At 57.5% G+C, this 15,823-nt stretch carries 14 protein-coding genes; 9 read left to right on the top strand and 5 right to left on the bottom strand.

Annotated features, from left to right (window positions below):
• Nucleotides 1-102: 102 nt before the first annotated feature.
• The 3 genes from I5192_RS10465 to I5192_RS10455 all read left to right on the top strand — a co-directional run bounded on the left by I5192_RS10465 (nucleotide 103) and on the right by I5192_RS10455 (nucleotide 3,628).
• Entirely contained in the window at nucleotides 103-915 is an 813-nt protein-coding gene (locus I5192_RS10465; protein ID WP_170512362.1) for a TIGR00282 family metallophosphoesterase, read from the top strand.
• Nucleotides 916-1,006: 91 nt separating this feature from the next.
• On the top strand, nucleotides 1,007-2,785 hold the full coding sequence (locus I5192_RS10460) for an SLC13 family permease (RefSeq protein ID WP_170392185.1): 1,779 nt from the start codon (nucleotides 1,007-1,009) through the stop codon (nucleotides 2,783-2,785).
• 96 nt (nucleotides 2,786-2,881) lie between these two features.
• Nucleotides 2,882-3,628 carry a YbaY family lipoprotein gene (locus tag I5192_RS10455; protein ID WP_170625249.1) on the top strand — a complete coding sequence of 249 codons (747 nt, stop codon included), beginning with the start codon at nucleotides 2,882-2,884 and terminating at the stop codon, nucleotides 3,626-3,628.
• Here the strand turns inward: I5192_RS10455 and I5192_RS10450 are convergent, their stop codons facing one another.
• From I5192_RS10450 to I5192_RS10435, 4 genes are all read right to left on the bottom strand, one after another.
• Nucleotides 3,629-5,290 carry an FAD-binding dehydrogenase gene (locus I5192_RS10450; protein WP_170392181.1) on the bottom strand — a complete coding sequence of 554 codons (1,662 nt, stop codon included), beginning with the start codon at nucleotides 5,288-5,290 and terminating at the stop codon, nucleotides 3,629-3,631.
• A gap of 11 nt (nucleotides 5,291-5,301) precedes the next feature.
• Nucleotides 5,302-6,159: a bile acid:sodium symporter family protein gene (locus tag I5192_RS10445; RefSeq protein ID WP_170392179.1), complete on the bottom strand. Its 858-nt coding sequence runs from the start codon at nucleotides 6,157-6,159 to the stop codon at nucleotides 5,302-5,304.
• A gap of 72 nt (nucleotides 6,160-6,231) precedes the next feature.
• A complete protein-coding gene (locus I5192_RS10440) occupies nucleotides 6,232-6,966 on the bottom strand; it encodes a glutamine amidotransferase (protein ID WP_170647947.1) in 735 nt (244 codons plus the stop codon).
• A gap of 16 nt (nucleotides 6,967-6,982) precedes the next feature.
• A complete protein-coding gene (locus I5192_RS10435) occupies nucleotides 6,983-8,755 on the bottom strand; it encodes an SLC13 family permease (protein WP_223116807.1) in 1,773 nt (590 codons plus the stop codon).
• Between the two features lie 110 nt (nucleotides 8,756-8,865).
• Here I5192_RS10435 and I5192_RS10430 point away from each other — a divergent pair, with 110 nt between their 5' ends.
• Nucleotides 8,866-9,606 (top strand): YebC/PmpR family DNA-binding transcriptional regulator, encoded by a 741-nt coding sequence (locus tag I5192_RS10430; protein ID WP_170392173.1) that lies wholly within the window; start codon nucleotides 8,866-8,868, stop codon nucleotides 9,604-9,606.
• A gap of 172 nt (nucleotides 9,607-9,778) precedes the next feature.
• Nucleotides 9,779-11,053 carry an MFS transporter gene (locus tag I5192_RS10425; RefSeq protein WP_170420736.1) on the top strand — a complete coding sequence of 425 codons (1,275 nt, stop codon included), beginning with the start codon at nucleotides 9,779-9,781 and terminating at the stop codon, nucleotides 11,051-11,053.
• On the opposite strand, the gene I5192_RS10420 is transcribed toward I5192_RS10425, so the two are convergent.
• Entirely contained in the window at nucleotides 11,050-11,943 is an 894-nt protein-coding gene (locus tag I5192_RS10420) for a LysR family transcriptional regulator ArgP (protein WP_223116806.1), read from the bottom strand. The two genes, I5192_RS10425 and I5192_RS10420, sit on opposite strands and share 4 nt — an antisense overlap.
• An 84-nt stretch (nucleotides 11,944-12,027) precedes the next feature.
• On the opposite strand from I5192_RS10420, the gene I5192_RS10415 reads away from it, so the two are divergent.
• The 4 genes from I5192_RS10415 to betC are packed head-to-tail and all read left to right on the top strand — an operon-like array spanning nucleotide 12,028 to nucleotide 15,735.
• A complete protein-coding gene (locus tag I5192_RS10415; RefSeq protein ID WP_223116805.1) occupies nucleotides 12,028-12,627 on the top strand; it encodes a LysE/ArgO family amino acid transporter in 600 nt (199 codons plus the stop codon).
• Between the two features lie 40 nt (nucleotides 12,628-12,667).
• Nucleotides 12,668-13,600: a DMT family transporter gene (locus tag I5192_RS10410; protein WP_170392166.1), complete on the top strand. Its 933-nt coding sequence runs from the start codon at nucleotides 12,668-12,670 to the stop codon at nucleotides 13,598-13,600.
• Nucleotides 13,601-13,657: 57 nt separating this feature from the next.
• A complete protein-coding gene (gene betI, locus I5192_RS10405; protein WP_170392164.1) occupies nucleotides 13,658-14,230 on the top strand; it encodes a transcriptional regulator BetI in 573 nt (190 codons plus the stop codon).
• Entirely contained in the window at nucleotides 14,227-15,735 is a 1,509-nt protein-coding gene (betC, locus tag I5192_RS10400) for a choline-sulfatase (RefSeq protein WP_170594688.1), read from the top strand. Before betI ends, betC begins: the two co-directional genes overlap by 4 nt.
• The last annotated feature ends 88 nt before the right edge of the window (nucleotides 15,736-15,823 follow it).

The following is a 15,823-nucleotide window of genomic DNA, read 5'->3' as shown; positions in this document are numbered from 1 at the left end:
GCTATGCGCGATCGCGATTTCCTTTACATTGGCAGGCTTCAGGCTGAGTGATTGTTTGCTTCTGCCTTGTTATTGCCACTTCCAGCCCCTAGGACCGCAATCATGAGGATTTTGTTTCTTGGTGACGTCATGGGGCGCTCGGGTCGCGCCGCCATCCAGCAGCATCTGCCACGCCTGCGTGACGAATGGCGGCTGGATTTTGTCGTTGTCAACGGCGAGAACTCCTCGAACGGAATGGGGCTGAGCGGGGACCACGCCAAGCTGCTTTTGGACGCGGGGGCCGATTGTATCACCTTGGGCGATCATGCTTTCGACCAGAAAGACATGCTGCAGTTTATTGAGAAAGAACCTCGCATCGTGCGTCCGTTGAATTATGCCAAAGGGGCACCGGGGCGGGGGCATCGACTGTTCACCGCGCCGGGCGGTCGCAAGGTTCTGGTGGTGCAGGTGTTAGGGCAGGTCTTCATGAAACGCCCCTTTGACGATCCCTTTTCGGCCATTGAACCGATCCTGAAATCGCACCCACGCGGCGGCCAGGCGCAGGCGATCATCGTCGACATGCATTGTGAGGCAACGTCCGAGAAAATGGCGATGGGCCATTATTGCGACAAACGCGCAAGCCTTGTGGTTGGGACGCATACGCATGTGCCTACCGCGGATGCGCAGGTATTGCCGGGCGGTACAGGATACCTGACCGATGCCGGGATGTGCGGCGACTATGACTCGGTCATCGGAATGGACAAGCAGGAACCGATGCGCCGGTTCATAACCGGGATGCCCAAGGCGCGGTTTACGCCTGCGACCGGTGAGGCGACCTTGAGCGGAGTTTTTGTCGAAACCGATGACCGCGATGGAAGCGCAAAATCCGTGCAGATGATTCGTGTTGGCGGGCGGTTGCAGCAGTCTACACCCTGAAAAGCACGTCAGACTTGCCCCGCCGCACGCAATACGTGAAACTACCTATTAGGCGCGTATGCCAGATCAGGGTTCGGACAGAATACCAAGAATGCAATTCCTTCAACTGACAGAGATGGGCAGCGCAATTCTGGCGCTGATGATCGTAGCGGGCATGTTCATCATGTTTCTGCGCGAGGTCTATCCGACCGAAGTTGTCGCCATCGGCGGGGCGGCCCTGATGCTGGCAACCGGTATCCTGCCCTATCAAAGTGCGCTTGCAGTCCTTTCGAATCCCGCGCCGTGGACCATCGGCGCGATGTTCATCATCATGGGTGCCTTGGTGCGCACCGGAGCGCTTGATGCCTTCACCTCGCTCGCGCAGAAGCAGGCGCAGGTGAACCCTCGGTTTGCTATCGGGTTATTGATGGCGTTTGTCGTCGTCGCTTCAGCGGTGGTGTCGAACACACCGGTTGTTGTTGTAATGATCCCGGTCTTTATCCAGATCGCCCGCACGCTGAACGTTTCGGCGTCCAAATTGTTGATCCCGCTCAGCTATGCGGCGATCCTTGGGGGTACGCTGACGCTGATTGGCACCTCGACTAACCTGTTGGTCGATGGTGTGGCCCGCGCACAGGGTATGACGGCGTTTTCAATCTTCGAGGTTACCCCGCTGGGCATCGCGCTGGTGATCTACGGTATGGTGTACCTGCGCTTCATTGCGCCACGACTGCTACCCGAGCGTGATAGCATGGCTGAGATGCTCAGCGACCGGTCCAAGATGAAGTTCTTTACTGAGGCGGTTATCCCACCCGACAGCAATCTGATCGACCGCGAAGTGACCGGCGTTCAGCTGTTCAAGCGCCCCGGTGTGCGCCTGATCGACGTCATCCGAGGCGATGACTCGCTGCGGCGGAACCTCAAGGGGGTGACGCTGAAAGTGGGCGACAGGGTAGTTTTGCGCACCGAGATGACCGAATTGCTGAGTCTTCAAAGCAACAAGGAACTCAAGCGCGTGGATCAGGTCTCAGCCGTTGAGACCAAGACGGTTGAGGTTCTGATCACGCCGGGCTGCCGAATGGTCGGTCGAACGCTTGGTGCGATGCGGTTACGTCGCCGATATGGTGTCTACGTCCTGGCGGTTCATCGCAGGAACCAGAATATCGGGCGTCAGTTGGATGCTTTGACCGTGCGCGTCGGGGATACGCTGCTGTTAGAGGGCTCGCCTGCGGATATCCAGAAGCTGGCCGCCGATATGGATATGGTCGATGTTACGCAACCTTCGGCACGAGCGTTTCGCCGCAGCCATGCGCCCATAGCCATCGGTGCGCTGGTCGGGATCGTCGCCCTGGCGGGGTTGGGCGTGGCACCGATTTTGCTGTTGTCGATCATCGCCGTTGCTGTGGTTTTGCTGACCCGATGTATCGACGCGGATGAGGCGTTCTCATTTGTCGAAGGCCGATTGCTGGCCCTGATCTTCTCCATGCTCGCAATTGGGGCTGCGCTCGATAAATCGGGCGCGGTTACACTGATTGTCGAAGCGGTCGCACCGGCGCTGGGCATGTTGCCACCTTTCTTGATCATATGGGCCGTATATCTGTTGACCTCGGTGCTAACCGAATTGGTTTCGAACAACGCCGTGGCGGTGGTGGTCACTCCGATCGCGATCTCTCTGGCTCAGGCTGTAGGAATTGATCCGCGCCCGCTGGTGGTCGCGGTGATGGTGGCGGCATCGGCATCCTTTGCGACGCCGATTGGCTATCAGACCAACATGATGGTGTATGGCCCGGGTGGGTACAGATTCACCGATTTTCTGAAAGTTGGTGTGCCGCTGAACCTGACTGTGGGTCTGCTGGCGTCACTTCTTATTCCGTTCATCTGGCCGCTCTGACACTGGCACGGATTCGCCGACCTGGTGTTTCGGGCCTTGTAAATGTCGATATCGTCACAATCTTTTTGCCTAAGATGAATGTGAAAGGATGGGATCATGCCTTTTCCAAAACTCGGGCAGGCCATTGTGGCCGGAGCAATCGTATTGGCCTTGCTGGGCAGCCAAAGCTCGGCAGGAACAGTCACTGGCACGGCAACCTACCGTGAACGGATCGCCCTGCCACCGGATGCGACGCTATTTGTCGAATTGCAGGATATCTCTCGGGCCGATGCGGCAGCGGTCACGCTGGCGGCGCAACGCTATGCGTTGAACGGAGTGCCCTCGGAATTTGAGCTGACTTTTGATGACGCGCTGATCCGCGAGGGTATGACCTATGCAGTACGCGGATCGATCTATCGCGGGGGTGAGCTGTTGTTTACGACGGATACGGTCCATCCCGTGCTGACCAACGGCGAAGGCAATTCGGCAGATCTTGTGCTGGTGCAGGCCGGTGCTCAGAGCCCCGCGACCCTGGAAGGGACTGAGTGGACAGCCATCGGTATCGGTGGAACCGTGCTCGATACAAAACGGCCGCCCCAGCTTTCCTTCGCCCAAGGTGGTGCGTTCGGTGGCACGGGCGGTTGCAACCGGTTTTCCGGGCAAGCCGAGATCACCGGCAACAGCCTTGAGTTTCCAGACAATATGGCCGCGACTTTAATGGCGTGCCCGCCAGAACTGGACGAGGTCGAGGATCAGTTCTTTGCCGCCCTGCAAAACGTGACGAGCTATGCCGTTGCCGGTGACAGCATGGTTTTGCTCGATGCTGCAGGTGAGCCGATACTGAAATTCGTGCGCACCCAGTAATCAGGCCACTGCGCGGGACCTTCCTGCGTTGCGACCCGAGAAGATGCAACCGCCCAGAAACGTGCCCTCTAGCGCGTTGTACCCGTGATAGCCGCCGCCGCCAAAGCCCGCGACCTCTCCGGCTGCAAACAAGCCGGGGACGATTTGTCCATTGGCGCCGATCATCTGACTGTCCAGATTGGTCTGCAGCCCGCCCAGTGTCTTGCGGGTCAGTACGTGCAGCTTGACCGCGATTAGCGGGCCGTTTGATGGATCGAGGAACTTGTGCGGTTTGGCCGTCCGGATCAGCTTGTCGCCCCGATAATTGCGTGCGGCAAGGATGGCCATCATCTGGGCGTCTTTGGAAAACGGATTGTCGACCTGAGAATCCCGTGCCTCGATCTGGGTGCGCAAATGCGTCTCGTCTATCAGACCTCCGCCTAATTGGTTCATGCCGCTGACCAATTCAGTCAGCGTGTTGGCGACGACGAAATCCTCGCCCTTTTCCTTGAACGCCTCGACCGGGCCGGTCGCCTTGGTGCCAGACAGGATGCGCTGACGGATCACCTCTTTCCAGCTGCCCGAAGTGAAATCAGGGTTCTGCTCGGACCCCGATAGTGCAAATTCCTTTTTGATGATCTTCTGGGTCAGAACGAACCAGCTGTATTCATATCCGGTTTTCAGGATCTCTTTCAGCGTTCCCAGCGTATCGAACCCCGGCAGGCAAGGGGGTTGTAGGCGATTGCCGCGCGCATCGAACCACATCGAACTTGGGCCGGGTAGAATACGTATACCGTGCGCGGGCCAGATCGGATCCCAATTGCGCACCCCTTCGGTGTAATGCCACATTCTGTCACCGTTGATGACATGTCCGCCAGCTTTCTCGCTGATCGGGATCATGCGGCCATCGACATGAAACGGAACGCCTGCCACCATATCTTTGGGCGGTTCACCCAGCCGGTCGCGGGGCCAGTTCTGTCTCACCATCTCAAAATTCCCACCGATCCCACCAGAGGTGACAATAATCGAAGGGGCATAGACTTCGAATTCGCCTACTTCGTCCCGGTTGGTCTTGCCACCTCTTTGAATGCCGTCATCGGCCAGGACTTCCCCTGACACGCCTTTGGCAGAACCATTTTGCATAATGATGTGGCTGACTTGGTGACGGAACTTCAATTGGATCAAGCCGGCGTCGACATGCGCGCGGACGCGGCGGATAAAATGCTCAAGTACACCTGGGCCGGTTCCCCAAGTGATGTGAAAGCGCGGGACCGAGTTGCCATGTCCGTCCGCATAAGAACCGCCGCGTTCGGCCCAGCCCACGACGGGAAACCAGCGCAGCCCCATGTCATGCAGCCACGGACGCATTTCACCTGCGGCGAACTCGACATAGGCTTCAGCCCATTTGCGGGGCCAGTTGTCTTCATCGCGGTCAAACTGCGCGCTGCCCATCCAGTCGCGCAGCGCCAGATCGTGGCTGTCGCGGATGCCCATGCGGCGCTGCTCGGGGGTGTCGACCATGAACAGGCCGCCGAGGCTCCAAAACGCCTGTCCACCCAGAAAATGCTCGGGCTCCTGATCCAGCACGATCACCCGCTTGCCCCGGTCGCCCAATTCGGCCGCCGCCGAGAGGCCCGCAAGGCCGCCTCCGATCACGATCGCATCTGCGGTGGTATTGGTCATCGGATGTCCTTTCAGCGGCTGCGGAACCAAAGGATGAAGGGGGTTACGACCACATACATCGTGATACCATAAACGGCGGCAGGAACGGCAAGTGGGCTGAAGCCGGTCGTGGTGCCGGTGATCAAAGCTGCCAGCGTAATTCCCATCGCCGAATTCTGAATGCCAGTCTCGACCGAGATCGTTTTCGCCTCACTCCATGTCAGATTGGCGATGCGCGCCAGCCCCAGACCGATCAGCAACAGCGCAACGTTCAACGCGATCAGAGCTGCCCCAATCGAGCTGAGGTTTTGGATGAAGAACTGCCAGTTTCCGGCCAGTGCCGCCGCGACGATCAGCACGAACAGTATCGATGCGAGCGTCGAAAGCGGGCCGTCGACCCGAATGGCGAACCCCCTTGCAAAGTGACGTATGGCGACGCCAATGGCGACTGGAAGGGTCGTGATCAGGAACAGCGCGGTGGCTAATGCGCTGATCGAAACTTTGGGTGCGGCCTCGCCTATGAAATGATCTATGGACCATGCGGCGAGAATGGGGACGGTCACGATGGACAGCAGGCTGATCACCGCTGTCAGGCTGACCGACAGCGCCACATCACCCTTGGCAAATTTTGCGAGGATGTTGCTGGTGACCCCACCGGGGCAAAAGCTTAAAAGCATGACACCCACGGCGATTTCAGCGGGCAGTCCGAACAGAGTGACCGTCGCGAAGGCAGCCAATGGTATCAGCACAACTTGACTGATGGCGCCAATGGCGAAGGGGTACCCCCGCGCCAAAACCCGGCGGAAATCGGCGGCTTCTAGCCCGATCCCCAGTGACAACATGATAATGGCCAGCGAAATGGGCAGGCCAACGTTGATAAGCAGGTCCAAGAACAACTCCTCCCAAAGTCATTCGGGTCAGCCTATGCGAGGGGTCGTAGATCAGGCAACAACGCCGTTGGGTCACCCGTAGCGTTGAGCAAACCGGCGCAGGATTTCACCCGGCTCCGTAACGTCTGCGGCATGGCACATATCGATCAAGCTTTGCGCATCCTCCGGCGGAAAATAGCCGTGGTCCTTGTAGATGTTAATCCGCTGCTCAAAATCTTTGGCGTCCGCTTCGGGGTGGAACTGGGTGGCATAGACATTCTGCCCCCAGCGGATCATCTGAAACGGGCAGGGGTCAGACGCTACCAGATGAACGCAGCCATCCGGCAGTAACTGTACGGCTTCCTTATGTCCCACAAACGCTTCGAATTTCGGCTTTAGGCCTGCGGTCAAGGGGTCTTGGGCGCCATCCTCTGTCAGACGGCAGTCGGACGGTCCGACCGGTTCGCCAAATTGCCGTTTGCTGACATCTCCGCCCAAATGTACGGCGAGAATACCCAAGCCATAGCAGCAGCCCATGAACGGGTGATCTTTCGCAGTGATCTGGGGCATCAGTCTCATGATCGCGCCTTCGATCTTTGCATCCAGCGCGGATTTGGTGGTCGGATCGTCACTGACGCAGCCGGGACCCCCACCCACGATGACACCAGCGTAATCGACGACATCCAGCCCTTCGGGCAGGTCTTCGCAATCCAGCCGGATGCGATGAGTTTGCGCAGGGCGCAGCCCGGTTTTGTCCAGTATCGAGGCATATTCGGCATCCGATGCATCGGTTTCCGGGCGCAGTTGCAGGATCAGAAAGCGTTTCATAGGCAGCCTTTAGCCATCAAAGCGGCCAGAACACAAGGATCGCGGGGATCGAGACCGCGATGATCAGGATTTCCAGCGGCAACCCCATGCGCCAGTAATCGCCAAAGCGGTATCCTCCGGGACCAAGCACCAGCGTATTGTTCTTGTGCCCAATGGGCGTCAGAAACGCGGCAGACGCCGCAACGGCCACCGTCATCAGAAACGGATCGGGCGACACCTGAAGCGTGCGCGCCATCTGAATGCCAACCGGGGCGGCGACAATGGCGGTGGCTGTGTTGTTCAACACATCGGACAGGGTCATCGTCACGACCATCAGTACGGTCAGGATTGCCCAGGCGGGCAGGCCGTTGGTCAGCTGAATCAAGGCGTTGGCGATCAACTCGGTTCCGCCCGAGGTTTCAAGCGCGCTGCCCAGTGGGATCATTGACCCCAGCAATACAACCACCGGCCATTCGATGTGGTTGTAGATATCCGCAATCGGCATGATCTTAGTCAGAACATAGGCTACGACCACGAACCCCAGTGCGATCGGCAGATAGATCAGCCCGATACTGGCCGCCAACACGGCAGCCGCAAATAGGCCGATGGCAAGCCAGGCTTTCTCATTCGCGGTTACATTCAAGCCGCGCTCGGCCAGGGGCAGGCAGCCGAGCCACTCGGTGACATCGGGTGCTCGGTCGCGCGGGCACAGCAGCAATAAGATGTCGCCGGGCTCGACCTCGGTTTTGCGAACCTGACTGGTGATCCGGCGCCCTTGGCGTGAAATGCCCATCAGGACTGTACTCTGTCGCCAGGCCAGTCCTAACGCCTGCGCAGTTCGCCCAGTGATGCGCGCGCTTTCGGGGACAACGACTTCAACCACTTCCAGCCCTTCGCCTTCGGCAGTCAAAACCTCCTGCCGACGGGCGTCCGAGAAATCCAGATTGAGCGCGGCGCGGAACTCATCCAGCGCTTCGGGGCGTGCTTCCAGAACAAGCGCATCGCCTTCATGCAGGGTTGCGTGGGTTGATCGACCATAGCGTCGCTTTCCGTCCCGGATCAGGCCGATGATAGCGACGTCAGATTTCTCGGCGGCCTCATAAAGCTCACTGACCCGTTTCCCGATATGGGGCGATTCAGGCGGGATCGTCAGTTCGGCGATGTATTCGGCCAAAACTTCCGAGGGTTCTTCCTGCGCGCCGCGATTGGGAATGAGGCGCCAGCCGATCAGCGCGACGAACGCCAGCCCCGCAATTGCAGCCAATCCGCCCACCGGTGCGAAATCGAACATGTGAAACGGTTCGCCCAGTGTTTCAGCCCTGATCGAGGCGATGATGATATTTGGCGGCGTACCAATCAGCGTGGCCATCCCTCCCAGGATCGTCGCAAAGCTGAGCGGCATCAGGCTAAGGCCGACCGGGCGCCCCGCTTTGCGCGCGGTCTGGATATCGACTGGCATCAGTAGCGCCAGCGCCGCGACGTTGTTCATGAAGGCCGATAGGATCGCCCCGATGCCGCCCATTAGCGCGATATGCGCGCCCAATCCGCGCGATGCGTCGACCAGTGTGCGCGTGATCATGAACACTGCACCCGAGCGCACCAGACCGGCAGAAACCACCAGCACCAACGCCACGATGATCGTGGCCGGGTGCCCGAACCCGGCAAAGGCATTGTCAACGGGCACCACACCCAGCGTGACCGCGATCATCAAGGCGGTGAATGCTACAAGGTCATAGCGGAACCGCCCCCAGAGCAGCATTCCGAAAACGGCGATGAAAAGGGAAAAAAGAATGATCTGATCTGTCGTCATACCGCCACCATAGTCACGGGCGAAGACAGGGCAAGCCGCTCTCTTGATCCTTTGCCCCGCAAACGTCTATATGAGCGCCAAACACGCAATCACGATGACGAGGACGCACCATGGCAGGCCACTCCAAATGGGCCAATATCCAACACCGCAAGGGACGTCAGGACGCCGCGCGGTCCAAACTGTTTTCCAAGCTGTCGAAAGAGATCACGGTCGCCGCCAAGATGGGCGACCCCGATCCCGACAAGAACCCGCGCCTGCGTCTGGCGGTGAAAGAGGCCAAGTCGAATTCGGTGCCCAAGGACGTGATCGACCGTGCGATCAAGAAGTCCGTAGCAGGCGAGGGCGATGAATACGAAGAAATCCGGTATGAGGGCTATGGTCCCAACGGTGTGGCCGTGATTGTTGAAACGATGACCGATAATCGGAACCGTACCGCCTCGACTGTTCGTTCGACCTTTTCGAAGAATGGTGGAAACTTGGGTGAAACCGGCTCGGTCGGGTTCATGTTCGACCGCAAGGGCGAAGTTGTGTATCAGGCAGACGCAGGCGATGCGGATACGATTTTCGAAGCCGCGATCGAGGCCGGGGCAGAGGATGTCGAAAGCTCGGATGACGGTCACATCATCTGGTGCGCAGATACGGATCTGAACGATGTGTCAAACGCGCTGGAAGAGGCGCTGGGCGAATCCGAATCCACCAAGCTGGTCTGGAAGCCGACAACGACGACCGAGTTGGGTCTGGAAGACATGCAAAAGCTGATGAAATTGGTGGATGCATTGGAAGACGACGACGACGTTCAGCGCGTGACCACTAACTTCGAAGCGACCGACGAGGTTATGGCGCAGCTCTGATGTATCGGACAAACGCCAGATGAACCAAACCCGGCCCAGCGGCCGGGTTTTTCTGTTGCAGTTGCGCGTCTTACACAAGCCTTGGTCCTGAAGCCTCTTGCGATTAAACTCAGATCATTGAGGCTGAAGGACCTGAAAGGCAACCGTAGGCACATCATGCAGAGCATCGCAAATGGCGAGTAAATCGACTGATCCGGCCCGACGAAATGTCCCGGTTCTGGCTAGCCAAAGTATCCTTTCCCAGGTGGCGTGGACTTTGGGCAGCCCGTCTATCGTATTGCCATTCCTTGCGGTCTCGCTGGAGTTACCGATGTTCCTTGCCGGTGCATTGGTGTCGATCCGCATGGTTGGCAGCATGATCTCGGACGTGTTTTTCGCCCGCTCCATTGCTGCGCAGGCGCGGAAGAAACGCGGGATTGCCCTGACCGAGATCGGAATTGGCGGTTGCCTTCTGATGGCCCTTTTGATCGCGGCCACCGGCAGTGTCTCATTGACGGCCATTGCCTTTGTGATCGCCTTTTTCATGATTGGGCTTATTGAAGAAAGCCAATCCCTGATGCTGTCTGACTTGTTGGGCGATCATCTGAAATCGAAATCCCGGATGGTTATCCGTTATCTCCAATTGGGCGCGGGAGGTCTTTGTGCCATCGGCTTGGTATTGCTGATACACGAGATCACGAAAGAGTACCCGCCATTCTCGCGGCATTCCGCGGTGATTGCGGCCTCGGTTGTGTTTTTCTTGTTTTCAGCATTATGCATTCTCGGCATGGCCGAGATCGCCCCCGATGAGTCCGGTAATGGAAAACCTAAAGGTGCAGGACGTCAATCGCTGCAGAACATCATCTCCGGCATCGTAAGTATGTTCGAACAGCCATGGTTCCGGCGCTATATGGCTCTGCGGCTTCCTTTGGTTGTCGTGTCGCTGTCGGTTCCGTTTTTTGCGCTCATCGCTGCCGAGGCACATCACAACTCGGCCAAGGGTTTGACGGCCATGATCATCTCATCCGCGTCCGGCTATCTGGTCTCGGCACCCTTGTGGCAACTGGTGAACATGAAATCACACCGTACCGTGATGGTCGCGGGCAACTTGTTGGTCGCAGTGACAGGGATCGTTTTGTTGGCGTTCCACTACGCCGGTATCGATCACGAAGTTCACTTGCACGCGATTGCCCTGTTTGTCGTCTCGGTGGCGACAACCGGAATTTCCAGTGCGCGCCAGCTGTATTTTTTAGATGTTGCGCCCAAGGAACAACGTATTCAGGGCGCAGCAGCCATCAAATCCATCTGCAGACTCGCTGCCGTTGCACTGTCTGCAATTTTGGCTGCGGTTGCACATATGCACGAGGTTGCAGCTGCCATCGTGTTTATCGTGCTGGCCAGCATCTGGGCGGCATTTAGCTGTTACCGCATCGCGAAACCGCAAAAGGCTTCAGAGTCGCAGGCCTAATGTGCTGCCGGTGCGATCAGTTGCTGCGTTGCCGCGCGGCGTACCGCTTGGGTCAAGGGTGCAAGGGCGGGGGCAAGGACGCGCCCGATCTGCCAGGTCAGTTCGATATCGAGCGGCGCATCGGGGATTACTTCACAAATCTGCCCGTTTGCGATCGCTCTTCTTACAAGGCTTTCGGGGTTCATACCCCATCCTAAACCGGCGATTGCCGCGTCAACAAAGGCGTTTGTGGACGGCAGAAAGTGAGACGGTGGCGAAAGACGGCTGCCTGTCTGGGCATATATCCAGGATTTCTGCAGATTATCTTTACGGTTGAAGGTCAAGCAGGGGGCCTGTGCCAGGGAATTGGCGGAAACCCCATCAGAAAACCACCGCTGCATGAAGCCAGGGCTCGCGGTCGGCAAATAGCGCAAAGTGCCCAACGCGATGGCATCGCATCCGGTAATGTTCTGACCACCCACCGTTATCGCCGCACTTACGTCGCCACGCCGCAGCCAGTCAGCCGAATGGTCCTGATCGTCAATTACAAGGTCGAACAGTATGTCTTCGGCGCGCGCCATCGCGTCGATAAACCATGTGGCCAGACTGTCAGCCGGTAGCGCGACGCGAACCCGTACCGGACCTTCACGCTGATCCAAAGTCAGCTCTCGCGCCAGCTTTGCCTCCAACAGACCGATATCTTCGGCATGACGGGCGATCCGCAGACCCGCCGGAGTGCCGGTGCATGGGGTGCCGCGATGAATGAGGGCCGCACCAACACGATCCTCCAACGCCTTGATCCTCTGCGAAATAGCCGACGGGGTGACGGATAGCTCTGCGGCTGCGGCCTCAAAGCTGCCGTGTCGCAAGATCGCCGCCAATGCTGATAGCTGATGAGGGTCGAGGAGCATTAGAGTTACTTAATCTGGGTAATCATCATTAATTTGATAGATTCACACTGGCCATGTAGTCAACGAGCATCGACAGGAGGCTGCATGTTCCCATCAATGATTGCCGGGTTTGCCCTGAGTTTTAGCCTTATATTGGCGATAGGCGCTCAGAACGCCTTTGTTCTGCGCCAAGGCCTGCGGCGCGAGCACGTCTTTGCACTGTGCCTGACTTGCGCAGTGTCTGACGCGATACTGATCGGGGCGGGTGTTGCAGGGTTCGGCACCCTGGCTCAGGCCGCGCCGTGGTTTGAAACGGTGATGCGCTATGGTGGGGCGGTGTTTCTGATTTGGTACGCCCTACGAAGTTTTGGGTCTGCCTGGCAGGGAGGGGCGGTGATGGATACCGCAACAGGGCAGCACACCAGTCTGCGTGCGGCCATGCTGACCGTGCTGGCCTTCACTTGGCTCAACCCCCATGTATATCTGGATACGGTCGTATTGATCGGGTCGATATCGGCCCAATATTCAGATCGCATGGGGTTTGCGATAGGGGCGATGACTTCGAGTTTCGTTTTCTTCTTTTCGCTCGGCTACGGTGCCAGAGTGCTTTCACCGATTTTTGCACGCCCGCGCGCATGGCAGATTCTTGATTTTATCATCGGAATCGTGATGCTTATGATCGCGTTGAAACTTGTTATCATGTGAAGGGTTGTCCCGGATCAGAATTCGGTGTTCAACCGTTTGTATGACCTCACCTAATGATCAGCACCGCCCGCTTGTTGGCATGTTTTGGATGCTTGCGGCCGGGCTGTCCTTTGTGGGCATGAATGCGCTGGTGAAGGTGCTGGGAACCAGCATGAACCCCATTCAAGCGGCATTCTTGCGCTATGTCCTGGGGCTGGTGTTTCTTTTGCCCGCAATCCGGGCGATCCTCGGAACTCCATTGACCCCGCGCAATCTAACGCTGTTTGGACTACGCGGAATGGTCCACGCCATCGCCGTCATGCTTTGGTTTTTTGCGATGACGCGCATCCCCCTCGCCGAGGTGACCGCGATGAATTACATGACACCTATCTACGTCACGGTGGGTGCGGCACTGTTCTTGGGTGAAAAGCTAGCTTTTCGTCGTATCGCCGCGATTGGGGTTGCTGTGATTGGAGTAGTGATCATCCTGCGCCCGGGCTTTCGCGAAATTTTGCCCGGCCACATAGCGATGCTGGGGGCTGCACTAGCGCTTGGTGGTTCCTATCTGCTGGCCAAAGTGATGGTCCGTGATATCCGTCCCTCAGCCGTTGTTGCCCATCTTTCGATATGGGTCACCATCGCGCTTATCCCTTTCGCCGTCGCGGTTTGGGAGCCGCCCAGCCTGCGCGATCTTGGTATACTTTTCATCGTCGCCAGCTTTGCGACTGCGGGGCACTATTTCATGACGCTTGCATTGCAGGCTGCCCCGGTGGCCGTGACCCAGCCGGTGACGTTCCTGCAGCTGATCTGGGCCACTTTGCTCGGCGCTTTGGCCTTCCATGAACGCATCGACATCTGGGTAATTGCAGGAGGCACTCTGATCCTGGCTGCCGTCAGCTTCATCACCTGGCGTGAAGCCGTGCTGAGCCGTGGCGGCACACCGCCGCAAGGTTCTGAGACCCCACCGGCGAAACCAAGAACCGTTATTGATTGACGAGTCAATAAAAACCGCTTAGCCTTCCTTGCACTCAGGTATGGCGAAGAGGCGAAGATGCCAAAACTCGGAATGGAGCCGATCCGGCGGGACGCGATCGTCAAGGCGACGATCGCCGAGCTTGGCGCGCAAAAATCCCTTGATGTCACCGTTAGCCAGATCGCCAAACGCGCAGGGATGTCCAGTGCATTGGCGCATCATTACTTTGGGGGCAAAGAACAGATATTCCTAGCCGCGATGCGGCGTATCCTGACGGATTTTGGATCTGAAGCGCGCGCACAACTCAGCACGGCAGATCCGGAAGAGCGCGCACAGGCCATCATTCGTGCCTGTTTCGCGCCATCATGTTTCACACCGGATGTTATCGCAGCTTGGATGACTTTTTATGTTTTGGCGCAAACCAACGATGATGCGCTGAGGCTCTGGCAAATCTATCAGGCGCGCATCCGCTCGAACCTGATCCATGCGTTGCGTCCACATATGAGTGACCCGAGCGAGGCTGCCGAAGGTATGATCGCGCTGATCGATGGGTTGTACATCCACTCTGCACTGAATTCCCCACAAGAGCCGCAGCGGGCAGTCACCCATGCGCTGCGGGTACTGAGAGTTTTCCTAGAGGCCGAAAAATGACAAAGCCGAATATTCTGATCCTGATGGTGGATCAGCTCAACGGGACCCTCTTCCCCGACGGTCCTGCAGAATGGTTGCATGCGCCGAACCTGAAGAAGCTGGCGGCAAGATCAACGCGTTTCGCAAATGCATACACTGCTTCGCCGCTCTGTGCTCCGGGACGTGCGAGCTTTATGTCGGGTCAACTGCCATCGCGCACTGGCGTCTATGACAACGCCGCCGAGTTCAGCAGCGATATCCCGACCTATGCCCACCACCTTCGTCGTGCAGGATATTACACCTGCTTGTCCGGCAAGATGCACTTTGTTGGCCCAGACCAGTTGCACGGGTTCGAAGATCGTCTGACTACTGATATCTACCCGGCAGATTTCGGTTGGACGCCGGATTATCGTAAACCCGGTGAGCGCATCGACTGGTGGTATCACAATATGGGCTCGGTCACTGGGGCAGGCATTGCCGAGATTTCCAACCAGATGGAATATGATGACGAGGTCGCTTATAACGCCAAGGCCAAGCTATATGACCTTGCACGCGGCAAGGATGATCGCCCCTGGTGTGTGACCGTCAGCTTCACGCACCCACACGATCCTTACGTGGCGCGACGCAAGTACTGGGATCTGTATGAAGACTGTGAGCATCTTGAGCCACAGATCGCGGATCTGGGATATGACAATCAGGACCCGCATTCCAAACGTATTTTCGATGCCAATGACTGGCGCAGCTTCGACATAACGACCGAGGATATTCGCAAATCCCGTCGCGCCTATTTCGCCAATATCTCATATCTGGATGACAAGATCGGTGAGATACTGGAGGTTCTGGAAACGACGCGTCAAGAGGCGATCATACTGTTCGTGTCCGACCACGGCGACATGCTGGGTGAGCGCGGGTTGTGGTTCAAGATGACTTTCTTCGAAGGCTCTTCCCGCGTGCCGCTCATGATTTCGGCCCCCGATCTTCCAGTTGGTCGCATCGATACACCAGTTTCGACGATCGACGTGACACCGACGCTTGGTACGTTGGCGGGCGTCGATATGGCTGAAATCTCACCTTGGACGGATGGTGAGGATCTTGTGCCTTTGGCAAAGGGCACAGACCGAACCGCGCCGGTTGCAATGGAATATGCCGCCGAGGCCTCATACGCTCCTTTAGTCTCTTTGCGTTATGGCAAGTGGAAATACAATCGCTGTACATTGGACCCCGATCAACTGTTCGATCTCGAGGCTGATCCGCATGAGATGGAAAATCTCGCTGGCCTGCCCGAACATGCAGGCACCTTGCAAACACTGCGTGCTAAATCCGAGGCGCGATGGGATTTGGATCGCTTTGATGCCGATGTGAGGGCCAGCCAAGCCCGGCGCTGGGTGGTTTACGAGGCATTACGGCAGGGTGGCTATTATCCTTGGGATTACCAGCCTCTTCAGAAAGCGTCTGAACGGTACATGCGCAATCATATGGACCTGAACGATGTCGAGGATAGCCAGCGTTATCCGCGTGGCGAGTAATCCTTTACATTTTTGAAATTGCACCCGTCGGAAATGCGGAGATTTTTCGTCGAAAAATCTTGCCCCGAAGGTGAACGGAGACACGAAT

Source organism: Ruegeria sp. SCSIO 43209 (genome assembly GCF_019904295.1).
In the GTDB taxonomy this organism is placed as follows: Bacteria; Pseudomonadota; Alphaproteobacteria; order Rhodobacterales; family Rhodobacteraceae; genus Ruegeria.
Note: the sequence above shows the minus strand (reverse complement) of the source record. Positions and strands in the feature narration are given on the sequence as shown.